This window comes from Azospirillum sp. HJ39, assembly GCF_041507355.1.
Classification (GTDB): Bacteria; Pseudomonadota; Alphaproteobacteria; order Azospirillales; family Azospirillaceae; genus Azospirillum; species Azospirillum thiophilum.
Window position 1 is genome coordinate 2,126,876 of record NZ_CP167911.1, and the last position, 26,608, is coordinate 2,153,483.

Here is a 26,608-nt window from a genome sequence, read left to right on the forward strand (position 1 = left end):
CCGCCCCGCGCGCCCGTCGAATTCCCTGTCGAATTGAGCGCAGGCGCATGCCTTGCCACCCGCCTCCGCGAGGAAGACGGGCGGCCTGAATAAACGGGCCGGGATGAGCGGGCGTGCCTGTCACCGGCGCGCCCGCTCCACCGCGGCGATCAGCGCCGCCAGGGCGCCGCGCAGTTCGGCCGCGTGGGTGCGCGGGCGGATCGCCGCGGCATCGGGAACCGCGACGACGGTCAGGGTGCGGCAACCGGTCAACCCGTTTTCCAGCCGGGTGAAAAGGTCCGCCGGGTCGCTGCCCTGCATCAGCGTCACCGGCACCTGCAAGGCCGGCAATTCGGATTCCAGCTCGCCCAGCCCATCGGGGGAAACCCGGCCGAAGCGTGCTGCCAGGGCGTTCCACTGCCGGCGCAATGGCGAACAGGCACCGGCATCGTCGACGATCATCACCCCGCCGACCAGATCGGGACGGTCCAGCACCACGGCGATGGCCAGCGGTGCCGTCACCGCGCCGGCCACCAGCACCGGCCGGCGTCCGCCACGCTCCACCAGCAGGGGCGACAGCCGCGCCGCACCGGCGGCGGCGGGCACCGTCAGCCATTCCTGGCCCGCCGGCACATGGTCGAGCAGGCGCCACCAGGCGCCCTTGCCGGGATGGAGGAAGACCACCCGCCGCCCCCACGGATCGCCCGCACGATCTCCGTTCCGTTCTCCGGCCCAGGGATCCGTGCCGTCCGGTACCGTACCCTTCACCGGGAAGCGGGCGGAGTCTGCCCGTCCGGTGCGGACGGTGGAAGGCTGGGTGTGAAAGAACACGGTCGGGATCCCCGATGCTGGCATTCCGCGATGGGACGGTCCCATCGCCGAAGCCAACCCTATCGAAGCCCGACGCACGTCGTCCCGTTCGATAAATCGGGCAGAACCTTTAACGCGCCCCTTGGGGCGGTCCTGCCCGCAAAAGGTTTCAAGCATGCATGAAACGGCTCAAAAGCAACGGAAAACCGGCCTCTTCCCGGTGCCGCCGGCGCCGGGTCAATGCAGCGTCACTTCATCCTCCTCCCCATTGGGGGCGACAGCCAGCGGCCGTCGCAGTTCGCCTGCCAGGCTGCGCCATTCCGGTGCCCCGCCCAGCTGTTGCAGCAACTGCGCGGTGAAGGCGAAGACCGCATGTTCCAGCGGCCCGTTGTCCTCGGCATGGGCGTTGACGGTCAGGCAGGATTCGGCAGCGCTTTCGAAGATGGCGGCGGCGGCGCTGCTCCCCGGCCCCGGACCGGGCAAGGGCACGGCCTGGGGCGTCTGTCCGCTCACGCGCAGCCGCGACAGATTGTCGGCCAGCAGCCGGGTGCGGATGGCGTTGTCGACCGCCGCGGCCATGGTGTAGCCGGCCTCCTCCTCGACGGTGGCGCGCAGGATGCGCAGGCCGGCGATCAGCCCGCGGACGACGTCCCCGCTGCCGCCGCGCTTCGCCGCGGCCGTGAGGGCGGTGCCAAGGATGGCCGCGACCACCGGCGACAGCGATTCGCCGTCGCGCGGCAGGTTCGGCGCATCGGCGCCGGCGTCGGTGTTCAAAGCCTCGTTCATGCGGCCTCCGATCGGTGTGATCCGGAAGCGGGCGGTCCGCCGGCGGTGCTGTCGGCGGAGGACCCGTCCGTACGCGTCGTCATGATGCCTGTCTCTGGATCTGTGGATCCGGCGGAACCGGTTCAAGGCATTGAAGGACCGGGCCTCCCCCTCTTTCGCGCCACCGGAAGGAGTGCCCCCGTTCGGCGCCCGCCGGGCTTTCGCTTGCAAAATCCGATTCCCTGAGAGGCGCCACCCTCCGCAGCCGCTGGTCCGGCGATCGGAGCCACGCTTCACATCGATTCCGATTTTACGCGATCCGATCTGGGAGACGGATGGGACCGTCCCCACATGTGCGGCGAAAGGGAGGGTCAGTCTCATGCCTCTGGTCAGTCTTCTCCTCAATGTCCTGTGGTTGGTCACGGGCGGCATCTGGATGGCGCTCGGTTGGCTGCTCGCCGCGGTGCTGATGGCGCTGTCCATCGTCGGACTGCCCTGGGCCCGCTCCGCCGTGACCATCGCCTGGTACACCCTGCTCCCCTTTGGACAAACCGCCGTGCGCCGCGATGAGTTCCGCGGGCGCGAAGACATGGGCACCGGCGCGCTCGGCTTCATCGGCAACGTGGTGTGGTTCGTGCTGGCCGGCTGGTGGCTGGCGCTCGGCCACCTGATTTCCGCGGTCGGTCTGGCCATCACCATCATCGGCCTGCCCTTCGCCTGGGCGCATCTGAAGCTGGCCCTGCTGGCGCTGTGGCCGGTCGGAACCGAGATCGTGCCGTCCGAGGACGCCGGACGCCGCCGCATGATGGGCCGCATCTGACCGTCCGCCGCGGGCGGTGCGACAGGACCGCGTGATCCCCCCGTCATCGCAGTGCCGTCATCGCAGTGCCGGCACCCGCCCCCTCCTCAGGGTGGGACCGGCATGACGGTCCGGACGAGAGGCTGGTCCCGCGCCTTCATCGCCTTCAGCATGACCGACGCGCGCCAGAAACCCAGATCGGCCCCATCGACGAAATGGACATGACGGTCGGCGGTCACGTCGCCCACCAAGCAGGTCACCGTCGTCGCGTCTGCCCTTGCGGTGCCGTAGCGGATCGTGCCGGCCTCCGCCGCCTGGGCCAGCAGCGCTTCGATGGCGTCCGCTTCCGCCAGGGTCACGTCCAGCACCAGCCGCGGCCCGCCCGCCGATTTCCGGAAGTCGGTGCGCTCGGCCATGCGATGGCGGTAATCCTCCGGATCGAAGCGCCCCAGTTTCAGGCCCAGCTTCAGCAACAGCACCAGCAGAGCCGAAGTCGCCAGGGCCGAGGCGATCCGCCGGGTCTGGACACCCCATCCAAGACGCCCGCCGCCCATGCCGCTGCCATTGCCGCCGGTGCCGCGCGCCTCCATCAGCAGGGCACGCCATGCCGGCGGCCAGCGCGCTTCCAGCCGCGTGCCGCTGCCCAGTGGCGCAGCTCCGGCGGTGGGCACGATGGCCTCGATGGCACGCTGGATACGGGCCAGCTCGCCCAGCCCGGCCGCACCGGGATCGACCGCGTCGACGATCACGCACAGCACCATGCCCCGACGCGGCGGCACCGGATTCCAGCGGCAGGAGACCGACTCCAGTCCCGGCAGCGGTCCCGGCCGCGGCGTCAGGCGCCAGCGCGCATCGTCCTTCACCCAGGCGTCGGCGGCCACCACGCCGGCCCCCAGGAACAGGCCGAAACAGTTGCCGTTGCCGAAATCATGCAGGGCGGCCAGCACCTCGAGCCCATGGTCGAGCAGCGCCCGCACCGGCACCAGGCCGACGCGCAACGGCACGTCCATCACCCCGGCCGACCAATCGGCAAGCGCGGCAAGCGCCACGCGTGCCGCCTCCTCCCGTCCCGGCGGGACCGCGGCGATGGCGCCGTCGCCGCCGAACTGGCAGGCGACCGGGTCGTCCCCGGCGCGCACCGCCGCCGACAGCACCGCGACCACGGCGGCGGCGACGAAATTGACGTCGCGGTGCCGCCCCTGTCCGGCCAGCCGCGTGCTGCCGGTGACATCGGCCACCGCCAGCGACCAATCGCCATCGAGGGCGGCATAGCGGCCGGGGTCCGACGCCTCGGCGGCGAAATCATGGATCACCGGCAAAGCGGACATGACGGCACCCTCACGAACGGGGCATGGCGGGACGGCTGGGCAGCCTATCATGGCCGCAACCATCGCGGCAGGACGTACTGGCGTCTTCGCAGATGCGAAGTTCCGGTGCCGTCCTTCCGCCACCGGTGCTCCATCGTCTCCGCGGTTCGGAAATTACAGAATCGTAACCGTCGTTCAGGCCATTAACTATTACTAAAGACTGTCCGCCTGAAACTGCCCCAATGTGTCGGGACGGTTTCAGGCTTCGGAAACCCAGGCTTAGGAAACCTGCCTCGGAAACAAGAGGACGCTGCTGTTCATGTCTTGGCTGTCGATTTTTTCCGGAGGCAACAAGGCGGCCGGTGATGGGAAGGCAGCAGGCGACAGCCGGCGGGAACGCCCGTCGACGCCGCCCAAGATCGTGATCGACCACCATGATTATGTTCCGGAGGAGTTCGTCATGGGCTCCTTCCGCATCCGTCCCTATGACGGCGACCTGATCGCCAAGCAGAAGTTCGACTTCCATCTGGTGTTCGACATCGGCGGCGACCCGGTGGACATCGGCTGCATCGGCATCGTGGTGAAACTGACCGAAGAAGCCGGCCTCGTCGCCCGCTACCAGTCGCCCCAGCCCTTCTATGAGCGCAAGCTGATCGACTATCTGAAGGCCTGGAAGGGCCTGTAAGCGGACCATGTCCGAAGATGGTGGTGTTGCCGGCGGCAGCCCACTATATCTATGGACATGCCGATCCGACTGCTGCCCGAAACCCTGGTGAACCGCATCGCCGCCGGCGAAGTGGTCGAACGTCCCGCCGCCGCCGTGAAGGAGCTGGTGGAGAACGCCATCGATGCCGGCGCCACCCGCATCGACGTGGTGGCACGCGACGGCGGCAAGTCGCTGATCGCCGTCACAGACGACGGCTGCGGCATGACCGCGGACGAGCTGTCGCTGGCGGTCGAACGCCATGCAACCTCCAAGCTGCCGGGCGACGATCTGCTCGACATCCGCTCGCTGGGCTTCCGGGGCGAGGCGCTGCCCTCCATCGGCGCCGTCAGCTGCCTGACCATCACCAGCCGCGCCCGCGGCGCCGACAGCGCCTGGAGCCTGACGGTGGATGCCGGGGCCAAGGGTGCGCCACAGCCGGCGGCCCTGGCCCATGGCACGCGGATCGAGGTGCGCGACCTGTTCGCCGCGGTGCCGGCCCGGCTGAAGTTCCTGAAGGCGCCACGCACCGAATACGACCACATCGCCGATTGCCTGGAACGGCTGGCGATGGCCCATCCCGGGGTTGCCTTCACGCTCAGCGACGGCGGACGCGGCGGCCTGCGGCTGAGCGCGGCCCAGGGCGAACTGCTGGACGCCCGGCTGACCCGGCTGGGCGCGCTGATGGGCCGCGATTTCCAGGAGAATGCGGTGCCGGTCCGGGCCGAGCGCGAAGGCGTGGCGCTGGCCGGCTGGATCGGCCTGCCCACCCTGCACCGCCCGACGGCCAAGCACCAGCACCTGTTCGTCAACGGCCGCCCGGTGCGCGACAAGCTGATGGTCGGCGCCGTCCGCGCCGCCTATGCCGATTTCCTGCCGCGCGACCGCCATCCGATGCTGGCCCTGTTCCTGGAGATCGACCCGCAGGAGGTCGACGTCAACGTCCATCCGGCGAAGGCCGAGGTTCGCTTCCGCGATCAGGGGCTGGTGCGCGGGCTGATCGTCGGCTCGCTGAAGCACGCGCTGGCCGAGGCCGGGCACCGCGCCTCCACCACCGTCGGTCTGGCGACGCTGGGCGCCCTGCGGCCGGAGTCGGCCGGCATGTCGCCGGACGACGGCGTCGTCACGCCCTCCCCCCTGCCTTATGGACGGGCCGGCAGCGGTGCGGGGAGCAGTTGGAGCGGTTCCTACACGCCGGCCGCCGTGCCGCGCGGGCTGGCCGAGCGTTCGGCCGCCTTCCAGGCACCGCTGCAGACCGGCCTGCCGCCGCTGCAGGGCCGGCTCAGCGGCTTCGGCAACGGCTTCGCCCCGGCCGCGCGCCCGCCGGAATACCGGCAGCCGGACCAGTCCGCCCAGAGGCCGGAGCCGCCGCCCGACAGCCACCCGCTGGGCGCGGCGCGGGCTCAGGTCCACACCACCTACATCGTGGCGCAGACCCGCGAGGGCATCGTCATCGTCGACCAGCATGCCGCCCATGAACGGCTGGTCTATGAGCGGATGAAGACCGCCCTGCTGGAGGGCGGCGTCAAGCGCCAAGCCCTGCTGATCCCCGAACTGATCGAGCTGGACGAACCGTCGGCCAACCGCCTGCTGGCCCGTTCCGCCGAACTGGCCGAACTGGGGCTGGTGATCGAGGGCTTCGGCAACGGCTGCGTCATGGTGCGCGAGGTGCCGGCCCTTCTCGGCCAGTCCGACGTCAAGAACCTGATCCGCGACCTTGCCGAGGAGCTGTCCGAACTGGGCGACGCCCTCTCCCTGAAGGAGCGGCTGGAGGAGGTCTGCGCCACCATGGCCTGCCACGGCTCGGTCCGCGCCGGCCGCAGCCTGAGCGTCGACGAGATGAACGCCCTGCTGCGGCAGATGGAGGCGACTCCGCACAGCGGCCAGTGCAACCACGGCCGCCCGACCTATGTCGAGTTGAAGCTGGCCGACATCGAGCGGCTGTTCGGGCGCCGCTAGAGGGCGCCGGCAACTGGCACCGATAGCCGGGTCCGATAACAATTCCCACTCTTACAGTAGGGCTTCACCGGGCGACCCTCCCCGATATAAGGTGTTGCACACCACCGCGTTCGGATAGTGCGATGCTGAAGCTGGCGTTCCTGCTGATCGGCCCCAAATCCTTCCGGTCCCGATGGCATGTCATCGCCATCGTCGGGGTCCTGCTGATCGGGCTCGGGCTGGCGCTGGCCGCCGGCATGTCGGGCATCGTCGCCGCGCTGACCTACGCGGCCTTGGGCGTGGCGTTCATCGCCGGCGGACTGCTCGCGCTGCTGGGTGGGCTGTCGGCCGCGGGCGGGGCCGACCGGCGCCTCGCGCTGGCCAAGGCCGGCGGAGCGATCGTCGCCGGCGCGCTGGTCCTGACCTCTCCCCTGCTGAGCGACTGGGCGCTGGCCCTGCCCTTCGCCGTCGTCTTCGCCGCCGACGGGCTGAACCGGGTCGCCGCCGCCCATGTCTTCCGCGTCCGCGGCTGGGGCCTCTTCGCGCTCTACGGAGCGGCGGAGCTGGCGCTGTCGGCGATGATCCTGGCTGGCTGGCCGCTGCCGCGGGACAGCAACACGCCGCTGTGCGTCGGGCTGTTCCTCGGCCTGTCGGGCTGGCTCCTGCTGCGGCTCGGGCTGATGCTGCGGACGCTGGAGGACGAGGCGGCCATCCTCAACCTGCCGATCTTCTCCAGCCGCGGCTGGTACGACAACGCGCCGGTGCTGGTGGGCGACGATCCGGCCCCCCAACAGCATGACCGGCCGCTGGTCGTCCGGATCTGGACGGCGGTCGGCTCCGCTTCGGCGCCGGTGGACCGCCGGCCGGTGCTCGACCGCTATGTCGCCGCCATCGACCGCAACGGCGTGGTGTCGACCGGCCACAGCGCGCTGGAACTGGCGCCCGACCTCTATATCAGCCACTATCCGGCGGTGGAGGTCGACCGGTCCAGCGTCAGCATCCTGACCGCCCTGCGGGCCGGCGCAGAAAACGACGTGGCCGGACGCTTCCTGCCCTCCTATGCCGAGGAGGTCGCCGACTGGCAGCCCGCCGACGCCAGCGTCGAGCTGTGGCACTACGACCTGCGCCGCCTGCGGGCGTTCTGGGCGGGCTACCGCCAGGACAACACCTACAACCTCGCGAACCGCAACTGCTCGGTCGTGGTCGCCTCCGCGCTCGACGCCACGCTGGAGGGGGCGCTCGCCACCCGCTTCCCCTGGCTGAAACTCGCCGGTCTGCTGATGAACCCGGATGTCTGGATGGCGTCGCTGATCCGCAGCCGGGCGAATTCGATGAGCTGGACCCCCGGCTTCGTGCTCGACTACGCGCGGGCGCTGTCGCGCATCGTCGACCGGCCAAGCCTGTCCTGGACCGAACGCTTCCGCGGCTTCGTGAAACAGCTGCGATCCGGCAACGACGACATGGAAACGGCGGCATCATGACCGACAGCGGCACTCCCCTCCCGGCCCGCGGCCTTCTGCTGTCGCGAGCGGCGGTCATCGCCACCGCGATGATGTTCGGCCTGACCTACAGCCTGAGCGCCGCCCTGATCGCGCTGGACCTGTCGCGGCGCAACCTGGACGACCTGACCATCGGCGCCAACGCGGCGATGCATGCGCTCGGCGTGCTGGCGATGGCCGTGCTGCTGCCGCGCATCGTGGCGCGGGCCGGCATCCGCCGCCTGGTCGTGCTGGCGCTGGTCGGGGCCGCAGTCCTGCTGATGGCCTTTCCGGCGATGCCGGTCTGGCTGTGGTTCCCGCTGCGCATCCTGCTGGGCGCCGCGTCGGAAACGCTGTTCGTCCTGTCGGAGACCTGGACCAACAGCCTGAGCACCGAATCGACCCGTGCCCGCGCGATGGCCGTCTACACCGCCGCGCTTTCGGTCGGCTTCGCGCTCGGCCCGCTGATGCTGTCGCTGCTGGGCTCGGCGACCGCCCTGCCTTATTTCGTCGGGGCGGGGGTGGCGTTGCTGGCGGCGCTGTTCGTCGCCTCGCCAGCGGTGACGGCGCCGGCCTTCGACCGGCCGTCGCGGGAAAGCCCGCTCTATTTCATCCGGCTGGCGCCGGTCGCCATCGCCGCCATCGTGCTGAACGCGGCGATCGAGACCGCCGGCCTGTCCTTCCTGGCGATCTATGCCGGCAATCTCGGCTGGTCGGACAGCGGCGCCACCAGCCTGATGTCCTGCATGATGATCGGCGCCATCCTGCTGCAACTGCCGATCGGCTGGCTGGGCGACAAGATGGACCGCCGCACGCTCGTCACCGTGCTGGCGGCCGGCGCGGCGGCCGGCGCCCTGGCCTGGCCCTTCGCGCTCGCCAGCGAGATCGCCACCTACGGCCTGCTGTTCGTCTGGGGCGGCGCCTTCGTCGGCATCTACACCATCATGCTCGCCATCGTCGGCAGCCGGTTCCAGGGGGCCGACCTCGTCGGCATCTATGCGGTGATGGGGTTGATGTGGGGCGTGGGCGCGCTGCTGGGGCCGGTGCTGGCCGGGCTGGCAATGGAACTCTCCGTCCATGGCCTCGCCTTCTTCGCGGCGGCGGCCTGCCTCGCCTTCACCGCATCGGCGGTGATGTCGCGGAAGGCGGCCGCCTGATGCCGCTTCCCCTCAGTACCCCACGGTGAAACGCTTGCGCTCGTGCGCCGGCGTCTCGATCTCGTCGACCAGGGCAACCGCGAAATCCTCGTAGGAGATCCAGCTGCGGCCGTTCGCATCCGCCAGCAGGCTGTCGTCACCCAGGCGGAACACGCCGGTGCGCTCGCCCAGCACGAATTCGGCGGAGGGGGACAGGAAGGTCCAGTTCAGCTCCGGCTCGGCCTTCAGGCGGTCGAGGAACTCGGCGCCCCTGGTCGCCTCGGCCTTGTAGATCTCGGGGAATTCCGGCAGATCGAGCACCCGGACGCCGGGGGCGACCTCCAGGCTGCCGGCGCCGCCGACCACCAGATAGCGCGGCACCCCGGCGCGCTTGACCGCGCCGATCAGCGTCCCGGCGTCGCTCATCAGGAACATGACGGCGCTGACCACGGCATCGTGACCGGCCAGCAGGGGGGCCAGCGACTCGCCATCGTTGGCGTCGCCGGTCTTCACGGTCAGGCCGGGGGCGGCGGCGACCTTGGCCGGATCGCGGACGATGGCGGTCACGGCATGGCCGCGGCGGAGCAGTTCGGCCTGGATGCGGCTGCCGGCACGGCCGGCGGCGCCGATGATGGCGACGTTCATGATGCTTTTCCCCAGGTAGGTTTCCAATGGTGACTTGATGCCGTTTTGGAAATCTGGTGTAAAGAAGGCACCTTTTCGTGACATGGTCACCCGCGCGTAACCGGCGCAAGGGGGCATTCTGGGAGGAGTGGAGGCCGATGGACGGAACCTTGCTGGGGCTGGGCGGGAAGAAGCCGTCGGAGGCGGTCCAGGATCCGAACGCCTACATCTCGGCCTGCCCGACCCGGCAGGCGCTGGACCGGATCGCCGACAAATGGACGGTCCTGATCCTGGGCCTGCTGGAAGGCGGGCCGATGCGCTTCAACCGGCTGCGCCGCGAGATCGAGGGCATCTCGCAGAAGATGCTGTCGCAGACGCTGAAAAGCCTGGAGCGCGACGGGCTGGTCAGCCGCAAGGTCTTCGCGACCGTGCCGGTCACGGTCGAGTATTCCATCACCCCGCTGGGCGCCACGCTGGCCCAAACGCTGGTGCCCCTGCGCATCTGGGCCGAAACCCACATCGCGCGGATGCTGGAGGCACGCACCGCCTATGACCGGGCGGAGGGCGACGGCCCGGCCCGGCTCGACGCCGCCTGACCGGCCCGCCAGTCCGATCCGATCTAGCTGCCGCTTGGAGTCTCCACCGCCTCCGTCCGGCGCAGCAGGTAATCCAGCCCGCCGACCCGGAACCAGCGATAGCCGTAGGCCTCCATCACCAAGCGATGGCGGCCTTCGGAATCGGGCTCGCTGTGGTCCTCCGACAGCAAATTGACCAGTCGGCAGGCCTCGCCATGCCCCTCGACATCCAGCAGGAGTTCGCAGGGCTTGTCCGACAGGTTGTGCAGCGCGACGACGCCGTTGTTGCGCCAGTCGTAGCGCAGGGCAAGCACCTCCCGCCGGCCGGTCTTCAGGATCCGGAAGTCGCCCCAGCCGATCTCCGGGCATTCCTTGCGCATGCGGATGATGCGCTCGGTCCAGTTCAGCAGCGATTCGGGGTCGCGGCGCTGCACCGCGGCGTTCACCCGCTCATAGCCGAACACGCCGCCGGAGATCACCGGCATCTCGGGCTCGCCGGACTTGGTGAAGCCGCCATGCGGCTCGTCCGACCATTGCATCGGCGTGCGGGCGCAGTTGCGCTCCGGCAGCGACAGGTCGTCGCCCATGCCGATCTCGTCGCCATAGCGGATGACCGGGGTTCCCGGCAGGGTGAACATCAGGCTGTAGGCCAGCTCGATCCGCCGCCGGTCGTCGTGCAGCATCGGCGCCAGCCGCCGCCGGATGCCGCGGTCATAGAGCTGCATGGTCTTGTCGGGACCGAAGGCGGCGAACACGGCCTGTCGCTGCTCCTCCGTCAGGCGCCCGAGGTCGAGTTCGTCGTGGTTGCGCAGGAAGATGCCCCATTGCGCGGTCGCCGGGCGCGGCTTCGTCATCTCCAGCGCCTTGGCCAGCGGTTCGGTGTCGGCGGTGGCCAGCGCGTAGAACAAATGCTGGTTGACCTGGAAATTGAACATCATGTGGCAGCGGTCGCCGTCGCTGCCGAAATATTCCAGATCGTCCTCCGGCAGGATGTTGGCCTCCGCCAGCAGAACCGCGTCGCCGCGGCGCCACTGCACGAATTCGCGGAAGCTGCGCAGCATGTCGAACTGTTCCCGAGGCTCCGTCACTGCCGGTCCCTTCTCGGCGATGATGAATGGAACCGCGTCCATGCGGAACCCGGCGACGCCCAGCTGGATCCAGAAGCCCATGATCTTCAGCAGTTCCGCCTGCACCTCCGGATGGGCGGTGTTCAGGTCGGGCTGGAATTTGTAGAAGCGGTGGAAATACCAGGCCCGCGCCTCGCGGTCGTAGGTCCAGGTCGTCTTCTGCACGCCGGGAAAGACCATGCCCTGGTCGGCGTTGTCCGGCTTCCTGTCGGACCAGACATACCAGTCGCGGTATCTGCTGTCGGGATCGCGGCGCGCCTCCTGGAACCAGGGGTGCCGGTCGGAGGTGTGGTTGATCACCAGATCGATGATGACGCGGATGCCGCGCTGGTCGCAGGCGTGGGTGAATTCCACGAAGTCGCCCAGCGTGCCATAGCGCGGATCGACGTTGTAGTAATCGGCGACGTCGTAGCCGTCGTCCTTCATCGGCGACGTCTGGAACGGCCCCAGCCACAGGCAGGTCACCCCCAGCCCGTGCAGATAGTCCAGCCGCCGCAGCAACCCTTGGAAATCGCCGACGCCGTCGCCGTTGGCATCCATGAAGCTGGCCAGCGACAGGTTGTAGATCACCGCATTCTTGTACCAGAGGTCCCGGATCATGCGCGCCGCTCCGTCCGCCGGCTCCCGGCGGGACGCCGGGGCAACAGGGCGGAAACAGCGGCGGGGCCGGATTCGTTGCTTGGTGGACCGATCGTTCGGGCAGGGAGCGGTCCAGCAAAGTTGCAGGTCAGGCAACCGGTATCTGGCATGCAAAACTTTTTGCGATGGCATGCCAGTTTGCTTATGTTGCAGCACAGCATGACCTTGGCTTGGCCGCGGGACGTCACCGTCCGCGACCTGCGCCGTTTGCCGTCATGCGCTGTTGATCCTGTCGATGCCCCTCCCTTGGCCCCTCCCTTCCGATAAGGATGACCTTGCCATGATCGAGACCCAGGCCCTTCTGTTCCTCGCGCTGACCGGCATGATCGGCCACGCCGTCTATATGGCGAGCGGCCGCGGCGGCTTTACGGTGATCCGGCCCGAGAAGGACGAGACCGAGGAAGAGCCGGGCATCCTGTTCTCCTCCGACCGCTTCCAGCAGACGCCCAAGTCCGACAAGGCCGAGGACCGGCCGTTCTGGATCGAATGAGGAGACGGACCGGAGCCCTTCGGCCACGGTCCGTCCTCCGTCTGGCACCCTCGCACCCGGATCAAGCCCCCGCTTGAACCGTTGCGCTTGAACCTATAACCCGTTGGCCGCTACCCGTTGGCGGTGCCGGCGGCTGCCCCGACCGGGACCGCACGGCTCACCTCGCCCTGCTCGGCGCGGCGGGCCAACTCCTCGTTGCGGGCATGGTGGCGGGCCAGCATCGGCTTCAGCACCAGGAGCGCACAGGCTGCGGCCGTCAGATCCATGGTCGCGGTGACATACAGCACGGTCGCCCAGGTGCCGGTGGCTTCCATCAGCAGGTTGCCCAGCGGCACCAGCAGAGCCGCGACACCCTTGGCGCAGTACAGGACGCCGTAGATCTTGCCGGCGTGCTTGGTGCCGAAGGTGTCGGCCGAGGTCGCGCTGAACAGGCTGTACACTTCGCCCCAGGCCAGGAAGACCATGCCGCTGAGGATCAGGAACATCATCGGGTCGTGGCCGAACTTGCTGAGCATGATGATGCCCAGCCCTTCCAGCGTGAAGGCGACGAACATGGTCGCCTCACGGCCGATGTGGTCGGAGATGAAGCCGAACAGCGGACGCGAGATGCCGTTCATCACACGGTCCAGCATCAGGGCGAAGGGCAGAGCCGCCATGGTCAGGCCGAGCACGCTGACCGGTGCTTCCTTCACGCCCAGATCGTGGGCGATGACGCCCAGCTGGGCCACCGCCATCAGGCCGCCGGTGACGGTGCCGATGAACATCGCCCACATCACCCAGAACACCGGGGTGCGGATCGCTTCGCTCAGCGTGTAGTCGCGGCGGGTCTGCGCGACCTTGGTCGACGCCTTGACATGCTCCTTCTGCGGCATGCGCAGGAACAGCGCGGCGGCGATGATGATGGCGCCCTGCAGCAGGCCGAACCAGAAGAAGGCCGTCTGGTAGCCGCTGGCGTGGATCGTCGCCGAGATCGGCAGGATGGTGAGTGCCGAGCCGGCGCCATAGCCGCCCGCCGTCAGGCCGACCGCCAGGCCGCGCTTTTCCGGGAACCACTTCAGCGCGTTGTTGACGCAGGTCGCATAGACGCAGCCGACGCCGACGCCGCCGATGGCCGAACCGACATACAGCATGCTGAGCGAGCCGGCATAGCTGTCGATGACCCAGGACAGGCCGGTAAAGAAGCCGCCGGCGGCGACGATCACGCGGGGGCCGTACTTGTCGATGAAATACCCTTCGATCGGCGTCAGCCACGTCTGCACGACGACGAAGATGGTGAAGGCGGTCTGGATCGATGCGCGTGTCCAGCCGTGAGTCGCCTGGATTTCCGGGACGAACAGCGTCCAGGCGTACTGGATGTTGGCCGCGGCCACCATGCAGACGATGCCGACGACGATCTGCGTCCAGCGGACGGCATCGGACACCGGCGCCGCCGCTGCCCCCGCCGGTTGTGAATTCATATGAGCCATCGTGCCTCCCATTGAGCTTGCCTGAGCCGGTGGCGCGACCCCTCTCCCGGGGGCCGGCGCACCAATCACGAGTGCGGACTGACCCGGACGGACCGTTCTTTTCGACGGTTCCGATCCGGAACTCGGCGCGGATGCCGACAATCGCTCGGAGTTCGATTGTCCCGGTTTTGGAATGCCAGATATGTAATCTGGTATACCAAAACCGGGGACAGAAAGACCCCAACGGACGTATCGACGCCGTAGACATATGCACAGTCCAAGTAGAACTTACGCGTCATACCTTCTTACGGGACCGGTCCACATCGGTTCTTGTGTTCCGCTTCCCAACCTTACCTATTTCCTGCAAAAAGAAGCCGTGCCGGTACCTGCACGGCCCCCTCGAACGAGGGTGTGCAGTCTTAGGAGATAGATAGATGCCGCCGTTTCCATAGAGGAACCGCATCGGCGACACATGATCTTTTACTCGGATTGTTTTGGAACTCAACAGTCCGTTTTGTCTTTCCGTATCATGGAAAAACACGGTTCCGTGCCTTGGAAGGCAAGCAGGGAGGCCGCTTCGGCAGAAAGGCCGAGGGGAGAAAAAATGGAACTCGGGGGGTTGAAAGCGGCGCGCGCGACCCCGGGGCACCGTGCCTCCGGGGGGCGACGCTAAGGTCAGGCCGGGCGGCCGACCGTCAGGAACGCGACGCGGGTATCGCCGTAGCGGCGTTCGTCGATCGCCGAAAAGCCGTCCGGCAGTGGCAGTGGATCGCGGTCGGCGACCTCAACCACGGCGAGCGCGCCGTCGGCGAGCCAGCCGGCCTTCAGCAGCCCATCCAGTGCGCGCGGCGCCAGCCCCTGGCCATAGGGCGGGTCGAGGAAGGCCAGGGTGCAGGCCCGCGGGGCTGTCGGCGGCTTGGCCGCATCCGCACGCAGGACCAGGGTGTTGTCCGTCTCATGCAGGGCGTCGAGATTGGCGCGCACGGCGTCCAGCGCCGCACGGCCCATGTCGAGGAAGCCGCACCATGCCGCACCGCGCGACAGGGCCTCCAGCCCGAGGGCGCCGGTGCCGCAGAAGGCATCGACCACCGCCGCGCCCTCGAAATCGGGCGCCCAGTCGGCATGTGCCAGGATGTTGAAGATGGCTTGCCGGGTGCGGTCGGTGGTCGGCCGGGTGTCGCGCCCGGCCGGCGCGACCAGACTCCGGCCGCGGTGCCTACCGCCGACGATCCGCACGCGGGCGCTCCGTCCGTCCGCCACCGCTCCCGGCCTTCGGGCCGCCCTTTGTCGCCGGGCCGGCACCCTTGGAACCGGCGCTCTTGGAAGTGCCGGGCTTGGAACCGCCGGGCTTGTGGGTATGCCTGGGATCGGATTTGGGGCCGGCAGGTTTGGGAGCGGCGGATTTGGCTGCCGCGGATTTGTGGTCAGCCGGCTTGGCGTCCCTGGGAGCAGCGCTTTCGGGGCGCCGGCCGTCGGGCTTGGAGGCCCCGGCCTTGAAGCCGGCCGGCTTTCCTCCCCGCGGCGGAGCTGCTGCGTCGCGGCTGTCCGGCTTGCCGGGCCGGCCGGGCTTGGTAGAGCCGGGCTTGGCAAAACCCGGCTTGTCGGATTGGGCACCGAGCGACAGCGTGCCGCGGGGCGAAGCACTGCGGCGGGCGGGCTTGGTCTCTTCGACACGGGCGGCTTCCGCCTCGTGCCGCTTGGTGGCGGAGCGCGGCGCACGCTTCGGTGCAGCCTTGGCATCGCTCTGTGCATCGGCCTTGCCGGTTTGACGGCCGGCCGGGGCCGCCTTGGCCGGGGACCTTGCCACAACAGACTTGGCCGGAGCGGACTTGACCGCCGCCTCGGCGCGGGCCTTGGCCCGCTGCTTGCTGCCGGATTCGGGGGCCTCGGCTCCCTCGGGCGTGCCGAAGAAGGGGGCGATCTGCTCGCGGACGACGCGCTTCGGCACCTCCTCCACCGCACCCTCCTCCAGCTTGCCGAGCTGGAAGGGACCGTAGGCGACCCGGATCAGCCGGTTCACCTGGAGGCCGAGCGACTCCATCACCTTGCGGATCTCGCGGTTCTTGCCTTCCTTCAGGCTGACCGTCAGCCAGGCGTTGCGGCCCTGGACGCGGTCGAGCGCGGCCTCGATCGGGCCGTACTGCACGCCCTCGATGGTCGGGCCCTTTCCCAGCGCGGCCAGTTGCTTCTCGTCGACCTCGCCGAAGACGCGGACGCGGTAGCGGCGGGTCCAGCCGGTTGCCGGCAGCTCAAGGAAACGGGCAAGCTCGCCGTCGTTGGTCAGCAGCAGCAGCCCCTCGGTCGTCAGGTCGAGACGGCCGATGGAGACCACGCGTGGCAGGTCGGGCGGCAGCCGGTCGAAGACGGTCTCCCGCCCCTTCTCGTCGCGGGCGGTGGTGACCAGACCCGAGGGCTTGTGATAACGCCACAGGCGGGCCGGCTCCGGTTCCGGAATGACCTTGCCGTCGACCTGGACGATGTCGCCGGGCCGCACCAAGCAGGCGGGGCTGTCCAGCACACGGCTGTTGACCGCGACGCGGCCCTCGGCGATCCAGCGTTCGGCGTCGCGGCGCGAGCAGAGCCCGGCGCGCGCCAGCCTTTTGGCGATGCGTTCACCGCCATCGGCGGCGGATTCGGATTTCTTGACGGTATCGGAGCGGTCCATGGCCGGGACCATAGGGCCTGGACGCGCCGCCCGCAACACGAGTCCAGCGGAAAAGCACCGGAATCCGGTTGACGGAGCGGATGGGCGGTTGGCACCCTGCCCGGCTATGCCGCATCACCGCCCCATGGCCCCCCCCATGGCCCGCCCCATGGACCTCGCCTTCGCCGCCGCCGAGGCCGCCGCAGAGCGCGGCGAGGTGCCGGTCGGTGCCGTGATCGTCGACCCCGCCACAGGCACCGTGCTCGCCGCCGCCGGCAACCGCACCGAAGAGCTCTGCGACCCCTCCGCCCATGCCGAACTGCTGGCGATCCGGGAGGCCTGCGCCGTCCGCGGCCAGCCCCGCCTGCCCGGCTGCGACCTGTATGTGACGCTGGAGCCCTGCGCCCTGTGCGCCGCCGCGATCAGCTTCGCGCGCATCCGCCGCGTCTATTACGGCGCCTACGACCCCAAAGGCGGTGCGGTGGACCATGGCCCGCGCTTCTTCGGCCAACCCACCTGCCACCATGCGCCCGAGGTCTACAGCGGCATCGGGGAAACTCGGGCGGGAAGGCTGCTGCGGGATTTCTTCAGGGAGCGGCGGTGACCCTTCGGCGGGGGGGCAAGGCATCCATACATCCAGCAAGCCGAAATAATAGTTCTCCAGTTACGAAATTGAATTTCCCACCAAACGTCCGAAATAGAACGAATCAGTTCTTGAGCAATCCACCTACACTTTTCGCATATGCACAAAATCTCGACTTCAATACGTACATAAATGTATAGCCGGTTAAGTATTTATTCAGCCAACATATGAGCATGTTGGCAATGTCGCTTTCAGTCATCAGGAGTTAAGGATGTTGTCGTTCCGCAAGCCGCAGGATAACCACGCGGCCGAAGAGTTGGCCCTGCTGGGCCGTCACGCGGGCGTTGGGCTGTGGGACGCGGTGATCCACAACGGCGATCCGATGCATGGGCAAAGCCACTGGCGCTGGTCGCAGGAATTCCGCCGCCTCGTCGGCTTCGACCGCGACGACAAGACCGGATTTCCGGATCTGGTCGGCTCCTGGGCCGACCGGCTGCATCCCGACGATGCCAAGCCGACCTTCGACGCCTTCATGGCCTGCCTGAACGACCGCAGCGGCCGCACCGGCTACGACGTCAACTACCGGCTGAAGGTGAAGACCGGCGGCTATCGCTGGTTCCGCGCCATCGGCGGCGTCGCCCGCGACACGAATGGCTTGGCCCTGCGCGCCTGCGGGTCGCTGATCGACATCGATGCCGAACGCAACGAGCTGGAGCGCGCCAAGCTGCTCGACCGTCATGCCGGCGTCGGGCTGTGGGATGCCGTCTTCCACAACGCCGATCCGATGCATGCGCAAAGCCGCTGGCACTGGTCGCCGGAGTTCCGCCGCCTGGCCGGCTTCGACCGCGACGACACCGTCGGCTTTCCCAACGGCGTCAATTCCTGGGCCGACCGGCTGCATCCCGACGATGCCAAGCCGACCTTCGACGCCTTCATGGCCTGCCTGAACGACCGCAGCGGCCGCACCGGCTACGACGTCGATTACCGGCTGAAGGTGAAGAACGGCAGCTATCGCTGGTTCCGCGCCATCGGCGGCGTCGCCCGCGACGTCAACGGGCTGGCTCTGCGCGCCTGCGGATCGTTGATCGACATCGACGCGCAGAAGATGGCCGAACTGCGCCAGATGGAGATGGACGGCGAGCGCCGCCGCACAGTCGCCGACCTCGCCCAGTCGCTCGACAGCGAGGTCGGCTCCGCCGCCGACCGCGCCACCGCCAACGCGCAGACCGTCGCCGCCGCGACGGAGGAGCTGTCGGCCTCGATCTCCGACATCTCCAACCGCGCCACCGAGGCATCCGGCGCCTCGCTGAAGGCGTCGGAGGAGGCGACGCGCACCAACGCCGCGGTGGAGGCCCTGGTCACCTCGGCCGAGCGCATCGGCGCCATCACCAAGCTGATCAACAGCATCGCGTCGCAGACCAATCTGCTGGCCCTGAACGCGACCATCGAAGCGGCGCGGGCCGGCGATGCGGGCCGCGGCTTCGCCGTCGTGGCGAACGAGGTGAAGTCGCTGGCCCAGCAGAGCGGCAGCGCCGCCGACGACATCGCCGCGCAGATCGCCTCGGTCCAGCAAGAGGCGCTGCACGCCGTCGACGCGATCCGCCGGATCGGCGCCATCGTGTCGGACGTCCAGCAGATCTCCACCACCATCGCCGCCGCGGTGTCGCAACAGGAATCGGCCACCAAGGAGATCGCGCACAGCGTCACCCGCGTGGTCCGCGACATCGAGGTGGTGTCCCAGAACATCGCCACCGCGTCGGAGCGGCTGCGGGCCTGAAAGCCAGCCGGCACCCCAGGGACGACGGGAGGAGGAGGCCGGGCCCTCCTCCTGCTCCGCCCCCGCCAGATCAGATGAAGGGAGCCTTCAGGTTGATCGGCATTCCTTCCACCTCCGCCAGCCCTTCATAGCCCCCCTTGATGATGACGACGCGATCGCCTTCCCAGAACAGCCCCCTCCGATAGAAGAACCGCCGCCGCGGATCGGCCAGGGCGTCCGTCCCCTTGACGCGGATGGTCGCGAATTCCCCGGATCCGCCGAAATTCTGGGAGCCGACCTGCCACTGTGCCGGTTCACCCAGGAAGAAATAGACGAAGTCGTGGAACCGGCGCCCTGCCGCCCCCTGGAATAGGTTGAAGTCGATGATCCTGTAATCGCGCATCGTCGTGCGCAACATCTCGCCCATTCCGGTGCCGCGGTCGCCGCTCAACCGGATCCGGCACTTCGCCCGATCCGGCCCGTTCCTGTAGATACCGGCGATGACGCTGTCCAAATAGGCCTTGCGCGAAAAATGTACCAGCGTTCCCGACGCGATCTCATCCAGGCGTCGTTTGCTGGCCGGTCCCGCCATTGAAAACCCGGCGCCAAGTATCTTGAGTATTTCCATTCCGAACCTCGACGGTCATATAAAAATGGAGGATGCTCCAAGATAGCAAAAGTCCGGCCGGACGATCAGCGAAGAGTTGCCGCACCATGGACACGGTATTCGCGCCGGATTATCATGTATGATAACTCACATTCTCTTGGCATGTCCGGGACAACAGACCGCCAGATCTCGCCACAAAGCCTCGTCACCATCGATGAACCGGGCACATTGTCCCAACCATCAGCGTTCGGCCCTATGGGATCGTTCGAACCGTAACCGGCGCCCTGGTGCCGGACCGCAGCAATGAAAAGGGCGTGGAGGGCCGCTCCGCAGCACCGCCACGCCCCGTTCGGAAAAAACAGACTTACCGCCCCACCGCCCGCCAACCGATGTCGCGGCGGCAGAAGCCGTCCGGCCAGTCGAGCGCATCCACCGCCTTGTAGGCCGCCGCCTGCGCCTCGGCCACCGTCGGGGCCAGCGCGGTGACGCCCAGCACCCGGCCGCCGACCGACAGCACCCGGCCATCCTCGGCCCGCTTCGTGCCGGCATGGAAGACGGTCACCCCGCCCACCGCGCCGGCCTTGTCGAGCCCGCGGATCTCGGTGTTCTTCGCATAGTCGCCGGGATAGCCGTTGGCCGCCATCACCACGCACAGCGCCGTCCGGTCGTGCCAGCGCAGGTCGATGCTGTCGAGCACCCCGTCGGCGGCGGCGACCAATGCCGCCAGCGCGTCGGATTTCAGCCGCATCATCAGCGTCTGGCATTCCGGGTCGCCGAAGCGGACGTTGAACTCCAGCGTCTTCGGCACCGGCCCGCCCGGCGTCGGCATGATCATCAGGCCGGCGAACAGCACGCCCTTGAAGGGCTTGCCTTCTGCCGCCATGCCCTTGACCGTCGGCAGGATGATCTCGCGCATCACGCGGTCCTGCAGGTCGGGGGTCAGCGCCGGGGCCGGCGAATAGGCGCCCATGCCGCCGGTGTTGGGGCCGGTGTCGCCGTCCCCCACCGCCTTGTGGTCTTGGGCGGACGCCAGCGGCAGCGCGTTCTCGCCGTCGCACAGCGCGAAGAAGCTGACCTCTTCGCCGTCGAGGAACTCTTCCACCACCACTTCCGCACCGGCGGCGCCGAACCGGCCGCCGACCAGCGCGTCGTCGATGGCCTCGAAGGCTTCCTGCTCGGTGCGGGCGACGGTGACGCCCTTGCCGGCGGCCAGGCCGTCGGCCTTCACCACGATGGGGGCGCCATGCCTGCGGACATAGGCCTTGGCGGCGTCGGGATCCTTGAACCGCTCGTAGAAGGCGGTGGGCACCCCGTATTTCGCCAGGATGTCCTTCATGAAGCCCTTGGAGCCCTCCAACTCCGCCGCGGCGGCGCTGGGACCGAAGGCCTTGACGCCGAGCGCCCCCAGCCGGTCGACCAGCCCCAGCACCAGCGGGCCTTCCGGGCCGACGACCACGAAGTCGATGGCGCTATCCTGGACGAAGCGCACCAGCGCATCCACGTCCTCCGACCCGATGGGAACCAGCGTGGCGACGTCGGCGATGCCGGCATTGCCCGGCGCGCAATAGAGCGCGTCGCACAGCGGCGAGTTGGAAATGGCCCAGCAGAGCGCATGCTCACGACCGCCCGATCCGACGACGAGGACTTTCATGGGGTGGCGCTCCTTCCGCCTTGTTGCGAACTGCGCGCCTTGTATCATGGCGGCGCCCCAACTCAAGAGCGCCATGACGTCCGATACCGCACCCCAATCCTCCTCCCCGCTGATCGCGCCGGAACCGCGGCCCGGCTCCAACCTGCCGGAATTCACCGTCGGCGACCTCGCCCGCCGGCTGAAGCGCAGCATCGAGGAGGAGTTCGGCTTCGTCCGCGTCCGCGGCGAGATCAGCCAGCCGAAGAAGCACAGCTCCGGCCATTGCTACATGCGCCTGAAGGACGACACCGCGGTGATCGAGGCGGTGTGCTGGCGCGGCACCATGGCGAAGCTGGCCATCCGGCCGGAAGAGGGGCTGGAGGTCATCGTCACCGGGCGGATGACGACCTACCCCGGCCGTTCGCAGTACCAGCTGATCGTCGAATCGATGGAGCTGGCCGGCGAAGGCGCGCTGCTGAAGATGCTGGAGGAGCGCAAGCGGCGGCTGGCGGCCGAGGGGCTGTTCGACCCCGCCCGCAAGAAGCGCATCCCCTTCCTGCCCGACGTGATCGGCGTCGTCACCTCGCCCACCGGCGCCGTCATCCGCGACATCCTGCACCGGCTGAACGACCGCTTCCCGCGCCATGTCCTGCTGTGGCCGGTCGCCGTCCAGGGCGAACGCGCGGCGGCCGAGGTGACGGCGGCCATACAGGGCTTCAACCGCATCGCCCCCGGCGGCACGGTCCCCCGCCCGGACCTGATCATCGTGGCGCGCGGCGGCGGCTCGCTCGAAGACCTGATGGCGTTCAACGAGGAGAATGTCGTCCGCGCCGCGGCAGGCAGCGCCATTCCGCTGATCTCCGCCGTCGGGCACGAGACCGACACCACGCTGATCGACTTCGCGTCGGACCTCCGCGCGCCCACCCCGACCGCCGCGGCCGAAATGGCGGTGCCGGTGCGCAGCGAGTTGCTGGCCCAGATCCTCGACGACGAGCGCCGGCTGCTCGCCTGCGCGTCGCGCGCGGTGGAGGACCGCCGCAACCGGGTCGAGGGGCTGGCGCGCGGCCTGGGCGACCCCCGCGCCCTGCTGGAAGGCCACGCCCAGCGGCTGGACGACCGCGCCGAACGGCTGAATCTCGCAGCATCCGCCCTGGTGGAGCGCCGCGGCACCCGTGTCGGCGAGTTGGCGGCGAAGCTGCGACACCCGCGCGAGAAGCTGGCCCAGGCCGAACAGAAGCTGGCGTCGGAGAGCCGCGCCCTCGATTCGGGCCTGCGCCATGCGGTGGCCGCCGCCGCCGGGCGGTTCGACCGGATCGCCGGCCGGCTGTCGCTGGCCCCGGCGCGGGTCAAGCTGGGCGAGGGCGAGCGCCGCCTCGCCGACCTGACGCCGCGCCTCGACCGCAGCCACGCCAAGGGCATTGCCGACAAGGCGGCAATGCTGGCGTCGCTGGGCCAGCTGCTGGAGAGCTACAGCTACAAGGGCGTGCTGGCCCGCGGCTTCGCCCTGGTCGAGGATCGCGACGGCCGGCCGGTCACCCGTGCCGACCAGGCGACGCCGGGGCTGGAGGTGACCATCGTCTTCGCCGATGACGCCAGGGTTGCGGCGACTGTCGATGGCGGCGCGCCAAAGCCTGAGAAGAAGACGGAGACGAAGAAGCCGCGGCCGATCCCGGTGCAGGGCAGCCTGTTCTGAACCGTTGCGGCGCGGCCGGCTATCCGCCGGCCAACCCGTCCAGCCGTTCCCGCGCGAGCCGCAGCGGCACGCTCCAATCCTTCGGCGCCAACTGGCGGCACAGCGTGACGGTCGGATACCAGGGCGTGTCCGTCCGCCCGCGCAGCCAGCGCCAATCGGCGGCGTGGGACAGCAGCGCGCAGGTCGGACGCCCCAGCGCGCCGGCCAGATGGACGGTGACGTTGGCGATGCTGACCACGAGGTCGGTGGCGGCGATAGCCGCGGCCAACCCGTCCAGATCGCTCCGGAGATCGATGCCGGGCGGTGCCCCGATGTCGATTCCCTCGGCCGCCAGGGCGGCGATCTCCTGCGCCCAGTCGCCATATTGCAGGACGACGAGGCGGACGCCGGGCCGGTGGAGCGCATGCGCCAGCTCACGCAGCGGGATATTGCGGCCGCGCCCGTATTTGGGGTTGACGGTGTGCCAGGCGATGCCGACCGCCAGCGTGCCGACCGGAACCGCCGCGCGCAGGCTTGCGACCCTTGCGGCATCGGGCAACAGATAGGGAGCAGCGGAGCGCGGAACGCCATCGGCGCCCGCCAGCAGGCGCGGCAGGCTGCCTGCCGGGATTTGCGCGGCGATCGGGGCGGCAATGTCCGGTTGCGTCAGGCGCGGGTCGGCGGGCGAACGGCGCGCGACCACCTCCACCTCCGGCAGCGAACGGGCGAACAGCGGGACCAGCCGCGGCTCGCATTCGAGCAGGCAGCGCACGCCCGCCCGGACCAGCAGCGGCAGCAGGCCGGCGAACTGGATTTCGTCCCCCACCCCCTGCTCGCCCCAGACCAGAAGCCGGTTCCCGCCAAGCGGCCGGCCAGTCCAGGCCGGTTGCGGGAAACGGCCGGCCACGAAGGACCAGGGCGGAACGGTCCAGCGGTCCTCCCACGCCGCCCATCCCTCGTCGAAACGGCTCATGCTCAGCAGGGCCATGGCGCGGATCAGGCGGGAGTCCCCAACCCCGAGATCGCCGGCCAGCGCCAGCGCCGCCTGCGCGTTGGCCAGGGCGTCTTCCGGCTGGCCGGCGAGCAGCAGGGCATCGGCGAGGTTGCTGCGGATTCCGGCCTCTCCCGGACGCAAGGCCGCTGCCCGGATTTGGCTGGTCAGTGCGGCGTCCAGATCGTCCAGACCCTTCAGGACATTCGAGCGGTTGTTCCACAATTCCGCCGCCGCCGGATCGACCGCAAGGCCGCGCTCGTAGGCCTGGCGGGCGTCCGCCAGCCCTCCGGCATCCTTGTGCAGCCTGCCGATCCCGTTCCATGCGCCATGATGGAGCGGATCGAGGCGCAGGGCACGGCGGAGGAGCCGGCCGGCCTCGCCGCCCGGCCCACCCTGCCTGTCCGCTTGCAGGAGGCGTTCCCCCAGCAGCCGCAACGCCTCCGCGTCGCCGGGAGCCAGCAGCAGGGCGATGCGGCGCTCCGCCGCCGCCGCCGCGAAGCGTTTGTCGGCGGTCAACGCCTCGGCCAGGTTGCAGCGCAGTTCGACGGCAAGGGGATGCAGCCCGACCGCCAGCCGGAGCGCCTGCACGGCCTCGCCCGGCCGGCCCGCCTTCAGGCGCCGCGTCGCAAAATCATTGAGCTGGACGATCCGGGTGGGGTCGAGCGTGGCCGCGCGGACCATCGGGTCCAGCGCCTCGCCCGGCCTGCCCAACGCCTCCAGCAGGCCGGCGAGGTTGGTGTGGAAATCGGGCCGCGTCCCATCGCCGGCGATTGCCTGCCGGATCAGGTCGCAGCCCTCGTCCAGCCGGCCGCTCTGCCCCAGCAGGACACCGCGCAGATGCAGCGCCATGACATGGCCGGGAACCGCGTCCAGAATCTGGCGGTAGATGGCATCGGCCTCGTCCAGGCGCCGGTCCTGGTGAAGGTCGAAGGCGATGAGCAGAGCTTCCTGAACCGTCGCCACGACCGTCTCCGTCCCTTGCCTGTCCGATGGGCCGATCCTCCGGAGCGTCACACCGCCCCGGCGAAGCTCCAGCGCAGGGTCTCGCCGCTGCGGAAGGGCAGCACCACGTCGCCCTCGCTGACCAGCAGCACGTCCGGCGCCACCGACGGACGGCGTTCCAGCGCCACGCGCTCCTCGCTGGCCGGCAGGCCGTAGAAGCGCGGGCCGTTCAGGCTGGCGAACGCCTCCAGCCGGTCGAGCGCGCCGGCCTCGTCGAAGGCTTCGGCATAGAGCTCCAGGGCGTTGGCGGCGGTGAAGCAGCCGGCGCAGCCGCAGGCGGATTCCTTGGCGGTCACGGTGTGCGGCGCGGTGTCGGTGCCGAGGAAGAACGGCCCCTCGCCGGAGGTCGCGGCCTCGACCAGCGCCACGCGGTGGGTCTCGCGCTTGGCGATCGGCAGGCAATAGAGGTGCGGGCGGATGCCGCCCTGGAAGATGTGGCTGCGGTTGATCAGCAGATGATGCGCGGTGATGGTGGCGCCGATGCGCCCGCTCGCCGCATGCGCCCGCACGAACTGCACCGCGTCGGAGGTCGTCACATGCTCCAGCACCACGCGCAGGGTGGGATGGCGCTCCAGCAGCGGGGCCAGGATGCTGTCGATGAACACCGCCTCGCGGTCGAAGATGTCGACGGACTGGTCGGTCACCTCGCCATGGATCAGCAGCGGCATGCCGATCTCCGCCATGCGCTCCAGCACCGGAGCGAGGCGGGCGATGTCGGTGACGCCATGGGCGCTGTTGGTGGTGGCGTTGGCGGGGTAGAGCTTGGCCGCGGCGAACACCCCGTCCTCGAAGCCCTGCGCCAGGTCGGCGGCATCGGTGCCGTCGGTCAGGTAGGCCACCATCAGCGGGGTGAAGGCCACGCCGTCGGGCAGGGCCGCCAGGATGCGCCCGCGATAGGCGACGGCGTCGGCGGATGTTGCGACCGGCGGCTTCAGGTTCGGCATGACGATGGCGCGGCCGAACTGGCGGGCGGTGAAGGGCAGCACCGCCTTCAGCATGGCACCGTCGCGCAGATGGACGTGCCAGTCGTCGGGACGGCGGATGACAAGACGGTCGTACGGCATGGCGAAAGGGTCCCGGCGCTGCTGCTCGATGGGGCGGAGATAGGGGTGGAAGACGTTCTAGCCCCATCGCCGCCGCATCTCAACAGGACCGGACGCCGGATCCGTCGTCCCGCCTTCGAGCCGCCGCGTCCCCCGCCCGCCGGCCGGCGTTGGCGGGTGGGGGACGCGGCCGGCAAGCGGGCGTACCGGGATGCCCTGCTTTACTGGATGACGGTCGAGGTCTTGACGCCCAGGATGCCGTCGATCTTGGCGGCCTGCTCGGCGGTCACCGGCTTGCCACCGATGGCGGTCAGCTGCTGGCGGGCCTCGGCAACCGCCTTGTCGCGGGCGGCGCTGTCCTTCAGCGCGTGGGCGGCCAGGATCTGCTCATGGTACTTGCCGAGCTGGAGCGGGAGCTGTTCGGTCGGCTTGGCACCCAGTTCCTTGGCGACGGCATCGGCCTGGGTCTTGGTCACTTCGGCCTTGGGGGTCGCGGCGACCTGATCGTGCTTCGGCTTGGCGGCTTCGGTCTTGGTGCCCTCGGTCTTGGTGGCTTCGGTCTTGGTCATGGCCTTGCCGTCGGCCTTCTGTTCGGCCTTCGGCGCAGGCGTGGCGGTGGTGGAGTCGGTCGTCGCGGCGGGGGCGGACGTGGCCGGAGCGGCCGGAGCGACCGTCGTGGCGCCCGCGCTCAGCACGGGGGCCGTCGCCATCAGGGCGACAAACGCAAAGGTCGAAACGGACGAGCGGATACGCGACCCAAAGACGGTGCCGGACATTTGGTTTCTCCGTTTTGATGAGCGATCCTCGGTGCGGGATCGTGCTTAGATGAACGCGGCGCCGCTTCCGTTCATTCCACGCCCTT

The 26,608-nt window shown here is 69.1% G+C and carries 23 protein-coding genes; 10 read left to right on the plus strand and 13 right to left on the minus strand.

Going from position 1 to position 26,608, the window contains the following annotated elements; all coding sequences use genetic code 11:
• Positions 1-120 precede the first annotated feature (120 nt).
• Both ABMY26_RS23390 and ABMY26_RS23395 read right to left on the minus strand, forming a co-directional pair.
• Positions 121-810, minus strand: a complete 690-nt coding sequence (locus tag ABMY26_RS23390; RefSeq protein ID WP_372397018.1) for an alpha/beta fold hydrolase — start codon at positions 808-810, stop codon at positions 121-123.
• Positions 811-1,026: 216 nt separating this feature from the next.
• Positions 1,027-1,575 carry a hypothetical protein gene (locus tag ABMY26_RS23395; RefSeq protein ID WP_372397019.1) on the minus strand — a complete coding sequence of 183 codons (549 nt, stop codon included), beginning with the start codon at positions 1,573-1,575 and terminating at the stop codon, positions 1,027-1,029.
• 358 nt (positions 1,576-1,933) lie between these two features.
• On the opposite strand from ABMY26_RS23395, the gene ABMY26_RS23400 reads away from it, so the two are divergent.
• The gene (locus tag ABMY26_RS23400; RefSeq protein ID WP_372397020.1) at positions 1,934-2,374 is read left to right on the plus strand and encodes a YccF domain-containing protein; all 441 of its coding nucleotides are present in this window, start codon (positions 1,934-1,936) and stop codon (positions 2,372-2,374) included.
• An 86-nt stretch (positions 2,375-2,460) separates the two neighbouring features.
• Here ABMY26_RS23400 and ABMY26_RS23405 read toward each other — a convergent pair whose 3' ends face one another.
• Positions 2,461-3,681 (minus strand): DUF3095 family protein, encoded by a 1,221-nt coding sequence (locus ABMY26_RS23405; RefSeq protein WP_372397021.1) that lies wholly within the window; start codon positions 3,679-3,681, stop codon positions 2,461-2,463.
• A gap of 298 nt (positions 3,682-3,979) precedes the next feature.
• On the opposite strand from ABMY26_RS23405, the gene ABMY26_RS23410 reads away from it, so the two are divergent.
• From ABMY26_RS23410 to ABMY26_RS23425, 4 genes are all read left to right on the plus strand, one after another.
• Positions 3,980-4,345 (plus strand): hypothetical protein, encoded by a 366-nt coding sequence (locus ABMY26_RS23410; protein ID WP_372397022.1) that lies wholly within the window; start codon positions 3,980-3,982, stop codon positions 4,343-4,345.
• Positions 4,346-4,402: 57 nt separating this feature from the next.
• On the plus strand, positions 4,403-6,322 hold the full coding sequence (gene mutL / locus ABMY26_RS23415) for a DNA mismatch repair endonuclease MutL (RefSeq protein WP_372397023.1): 1,920 nt from the start codon (positions 4,403-4,405) through the stop codon (positions 6,320-6,322).
• A 122-nt stretch (positions 6,323-6,444) separates the two neighbouring features.
• Positions 6,445-7,782 (plus strand): protease, encoded by a 1,338-nt coding sequence (locus ABMY26_RS23420; protein ID WP_372397024.1) that lies wholly within the window; start codon positions 6,445-6,447, stop codon positions 7,780-7,782.
• The gene (locus ABMY26_RS23425) at positions 7,779-8,936 is read left to right on the plus strand and encodes an MFS transporter (RefSeq protein WP_372397025.1); all 1,158 of its coding nucleotides are present in this window, start codon (positions 7,779-7,781) and stop codon (positions 8,934-8,936) included. Before ABMY26_RS23420 ends, ABMY26_RS23425 begins: the two co-directional genes overlap by 4 nt.
• A gap of 12 nt (positions 8,937-8,948) precedes the next feature.
• Here the strand turns inward: ABMY26_RS23425 and ABMY26_RS23430 are convergent, their stop codons facing one another.
• On the minus strand, positions 8,949-9,560 hold the full coding sequence (locus ABMY26_RS23430; protein ID WP_372397026.1) for an NAD(P)-dependent oxidoreductase: 612 nt from the start codon (positions 9,558-9,560) through the stop codon (positions 8,949-8,951).
• A 137-nt stretch (positions 9,561-9,697) separates the two neighbouring features.
• Here ABMY26_RS23430 and ABMY26_RS23435 point away from each other — a divergent pair, with 137 nt between their 5' ends.
• The gene (locus tag ABMY26_RS23435; protein ID WP_372397027.1) at positions 9,698-10,135 is read left to right on the plus strand and encodes a winged helix-turn-helix transcriptional regulator; all 438 of its coding nucleotides are present in this window, start codon (positions 9,698-9,700) and stop codon (positions 10,133-10,135) included.
• 23 nt (positions 10,136-10,158) lie between these two features.
• On the opposite strand, the gene ABMY26_RS23440 is transcribed toward ABMY26_RS23435, so the two are convergent.
• Positions 10,159-11,841 (minus strand): alpha-amylase family protein, encoded by a 1,683-nt coding sequence (locus ABMY26_RS23440; RefSeq protein ID WP_372397028.1) that lies wholly within the window; start codon positions 11,839-11,841, stop codon positions 10,159-10,161.
• Positions 11,842-12,160: 319 nt separating this feature from the next.
• Between ABMY26_RS23440 and ABMY26_RS23445 the strand changes: the two genes are divergently transcribed.
• Positions 12,161-12,370 carry a hypothetical protein gene (locus ABMY26_RS23445; RefSeq protein WP_372397029.1) on the plus strand — a complete coding sequence of 70 codons (210 nt, stop codon included), beginning with the start codon at positions 12,161-12,163 and terminating at the stop codon, positions 12,368-12,370.
• Positions 12,371-12,480: 110 nt separating this feature from the next.
• Here the strand turns inward: ABMY26_RS23445 and oxlT are convergent, their stop codons facing one another.
• From oxlT to ABMY26_RS23460, 3 genes are all read right to left on the minus strand, one after another.
• The gene (gene oxlT, locus ABMY26_RS23450) at positions 12,481-13,827 is read right to left on the minus strand and encodes an oxalate/formate MFS antiporter (RefSeq protein WP_372397030.1); all 1,347 of its coding nucleotides are present in this window, start codon (positions 13,825-13,827) and stop codon (positions 12,481-12,483) included.
• Between the two features lie 663 nt (positions 13,828-14,490).
• Complete coding sequence (gene rsmD, locus ABMY26_RS23455; protein ID WP_372397031.1) at positions 14,491-15,051, minus strand: 16S rRNA (guanine(966)-N(2))-methyltransferase RsmD; 561 nt, start codon at positions 15,049-15,051, stop codon at positions 14,491-14,493.
• Positions 15,032-16,480 carry a pseudouridine synthase gene (locus tag ABMY26_RS23460; RefSeq protein ID WP_372397032.1) on the minus strand — a complete coding sequence of 483 codons (1,449 nt, stop codon included), beginning with the start codon at positions 16,478-16,480 and terminating at the stop codon, positions 15,032-15,034. The genes rsmD and ABMY26_RS23460 overlap by 20 nt, the downstream gene beginning before the upstream one ends.
• A gap of 148 nt (positions 16,481-16,628) precedes the next feature.
• Here ABMY26_RS23460 and ABMY26_RS23465 point away from each other — a divergent pair, with 148 nt between their 5' ends.
• Together ABMY26_RS23465 and ABMY26_RS23470 are read left to right on the plus strand one after the other, a co-directional pair.
• Positions 16,629-17,063 carry a nucleoside deaminase gene (locus ABMY26_RS23465; RefSeq protein ID WP_372399056.1) on the plus strand — a complete coding sequence of 145 codons (435 nt, stop codon included), beginning with the start codon at positions 16,629-16,631 and terminating at the stop codon, positions 17,061-17,063.
• Between the two features lie 250 nt (positions 17,064-17,313).
• A complete protein-coding gene (locus ABMY26_RS23470; RefSeq protein WP_372397033.1) occupies positions 17,314-18,819 on the plus strand; it encodes a PAS domain-containing methyl-accepting chemotaxis protein in 1,506 nt (501 codons plus the stop codon).
• Between the two features lie 70 nt (positions 18,820-18,889).
• Here the strand turns inward: ABMY26_RS23470 and ABMY26_RS23475 are convergent, their stop codons facing one another.
• On the minus strand, positions 18,890-19,426 hold the full coding sequence (locus ABMY26_RS23475) for a hypothetical protein (RefSeq protein WP_372397034.1): 537 nt from the start codon (positions 19,424-19,426) through the stop codon (positions 18,890-18,892).
• Positions 19,427-19,769: 343 nt separating this feature from the next.
• Entirely contained in the window at positions 19,770-21,056 is a 1,287-nt protein-coding gene (gene purD / locus ABMY26_RS23480; RefSeq protein WP_372397035.1) for a phosphoribosylamine--glycine ligase, read from the minus strand.
• A 73-nt stretch (positions 21,057-21,129) separates the two neighbouring features.
• On the opposite strand from purD, the gene xseA reads away from it, so the two are divergent.
• Entirely contained in the window at positions 21,130-22,728 is a 1,599-nt protein-coding gene (gene xseA / locus ABMY26_RS23485; protein WP_372397036.1) for an exodeoxyribonuclease VII large subunit, read from the plus strand.
• 19 nt (positions 22,729-22,747) lie between these two features.
• Here the strand turns inward: xseA and ABMY26_RS23490 are convergent, their stop codons facing one another.
• The 3 genes from ABMY26_RS23490 to ABMY26_RS23500 form a co-directional block, all read right to left on the minus strand.
• Positions 22,748-24,664: a tetratricopeptide repeat protein gene (locus ABMY26_RS23490; RefSeq protein ID WP_372397037.1), complete on the minus strand. Its 1,917-nt coding sequence runs from the start codon at positions 24,662-24,664 to the stop codon at positions 22,748-22,750.
• A gap of 47 nt (positions 24,665-24,711) precedes the next feature.
• Positions 24,712-25,767, minus strand: coding sequence for a dihydroorotase (gene pyrC / locus ABMY26_RS23495; RefSeq protein ID WP_372397038.1), 1,056 nt, complete (start codon positions 25,765-25,767; stop codon positions 24,712-24,714).
• Between the two features lie 200 nt (positions 25,768-25,967).
• Complete coding sequence (locus tag ABMY26_RS23500) at positions 25,968-26,522, minus strand: hypothetical protein (RefSeq protein WP_372397039.1); 555 nt, start codon at positions 26,520-26,522, stop codon at positions 25,968-25,970.
• Positions 26,523-26,608: the final 86 nt, after the last annotated feature.

Coding starts and splice junctions, on each gene's coding strand:
- ABMY26_RS23395 (WP_372397019.1), bottom strand. CDS start 1,575: ATGAACGAGGCTTTGAACACCGACGCCGGCGCCGATGCGCCGAACCTG.
- ABMY26_RS23400 (WP_372397020.1), top strand. CDS start 1,934: ATGCCTCTGGTCAGTCTTCTCCTCAATGTCCTGTGGTTGGTCACGGGC.
- ABMY26_RS23405 (WP_372397021.1), bottom strand. CDS start 3,681: ATGTCCGCTTTGCCGGTGATCCATGATTTCGCCGCCGAGGCGTCGGAC.
- ABMY26_RS23410 (WP_372397022.1), top strand. CDS start 3,980: ATGTCTTGGCTGTCGATTTTTTCCGGAGGCAACAAGGCGGCCGGTGAT.
- mutL (WP_372397023.1), top strand. CDS start 4,403: ATGCCGATCCGACTGCTGCCCGAAACCCTGGTGAACCGCATCGCCGCC.
- ABMY26_RS23420 (WP_372397024.1), top strand. CDS start 6,445: ATGCTGAAGCTGGCGTTCCTGCTGATCGGCCCCAAATCCTTCCGGTCC.
- ABMY26_RS23425 (WP_372397025.1), top strand. CDS start 7,779: ATGACCGACAGCGGCACTCCCCTCCCGGCCCGCGGCCTTCTGCTGTCG.
- ABMY26_RS23430 (WP_372397026.1), bottom strand. CDS start 9,560: ATGAACGTCGCCATCATCGGCGCCGCCGGCCGTGCCGGCAGCCGCATC.
- ABMY26_RS23435 (WP_372397027.1), top strand. CDS start 9,698: ATGGACGGAACCTTGCTGGGGCTGGGCGGGAAGAAGCCGTCGGAGGCG.
- ABMY26_RS23440 (WP_372397028.1), bottom strand. CDS start 11,841: ATGATCCGGGACCTCTGGTACAAGAATGCGGTGATCTACAACCTGTCG.
- ABMY26_RS23445 (WP_372397029.1), top strand. CDS start 12,161: ATGATCGAGACCCAGGCCCTTCTGTTCCTCGCGCTGACCGGCATGATC.
- oxlT (WP_372397030.1), bottom strand. CDS start 13,827: ATGAATTCACAACCGGCGGGGGCAGCGGCGGCGCCGGTGTCCGATGCC.
- ABMY26_RS23460 (WP_372397032.1), bottom strand. CDS start 16,480: ATGGACCGCTCCGATACCGTCAAGAAATCCGAATCCGCCGCCGATGGC.
- ABMY26_RS23465 (WP_372399056.1), top strand. CDS start 16,629: ATGGACCTCGCCTTCGCCGCCGCCGAGGCCGCCGCAGAGCGCGGCGAG.
- ABMY26_RS23470 (WP_372397033.1), top strand. CDS start 17,314: ATGTTGTCGTTCCGCAAGCCGCAGGATAACCACGCGGCCGAAGAGTTG.
- ABMY26_RS23475 (WP_372397034.1), bottom strand. CDS start 19,426: ATGGAAATACTCAAGATACTTGGCGCCGGGTTTTCAATGGCGGGACCG.
- purD (WP_372397035.1), bottom strand. CDS start 21,056: ATGAAAGTCCTCGTCGTCGGATCGGGCGGTCGTGAGCATGCGCTCTGC.
- xseA (WP_372397036.1), top strand. CDS start 21,130: ATGACGTCCGATACCGCACCCCAATCCTCCTCCCCGCTGATCGCGCCG.
- pyrC (WP_372397038.1), bottom strand. CDS start 25,767: ATGCCGTACGACCGTCTTGTCATCCGCCGTCCCGACGACTGGCACGTC.
- ABMY26_RS23500 (WP_372397039.1), bottom strand. CDS start 26,522: ATGTCCGGCACCGTCTTTGGGTCGCGTATCCGCTCGTCCGTTTCGACC.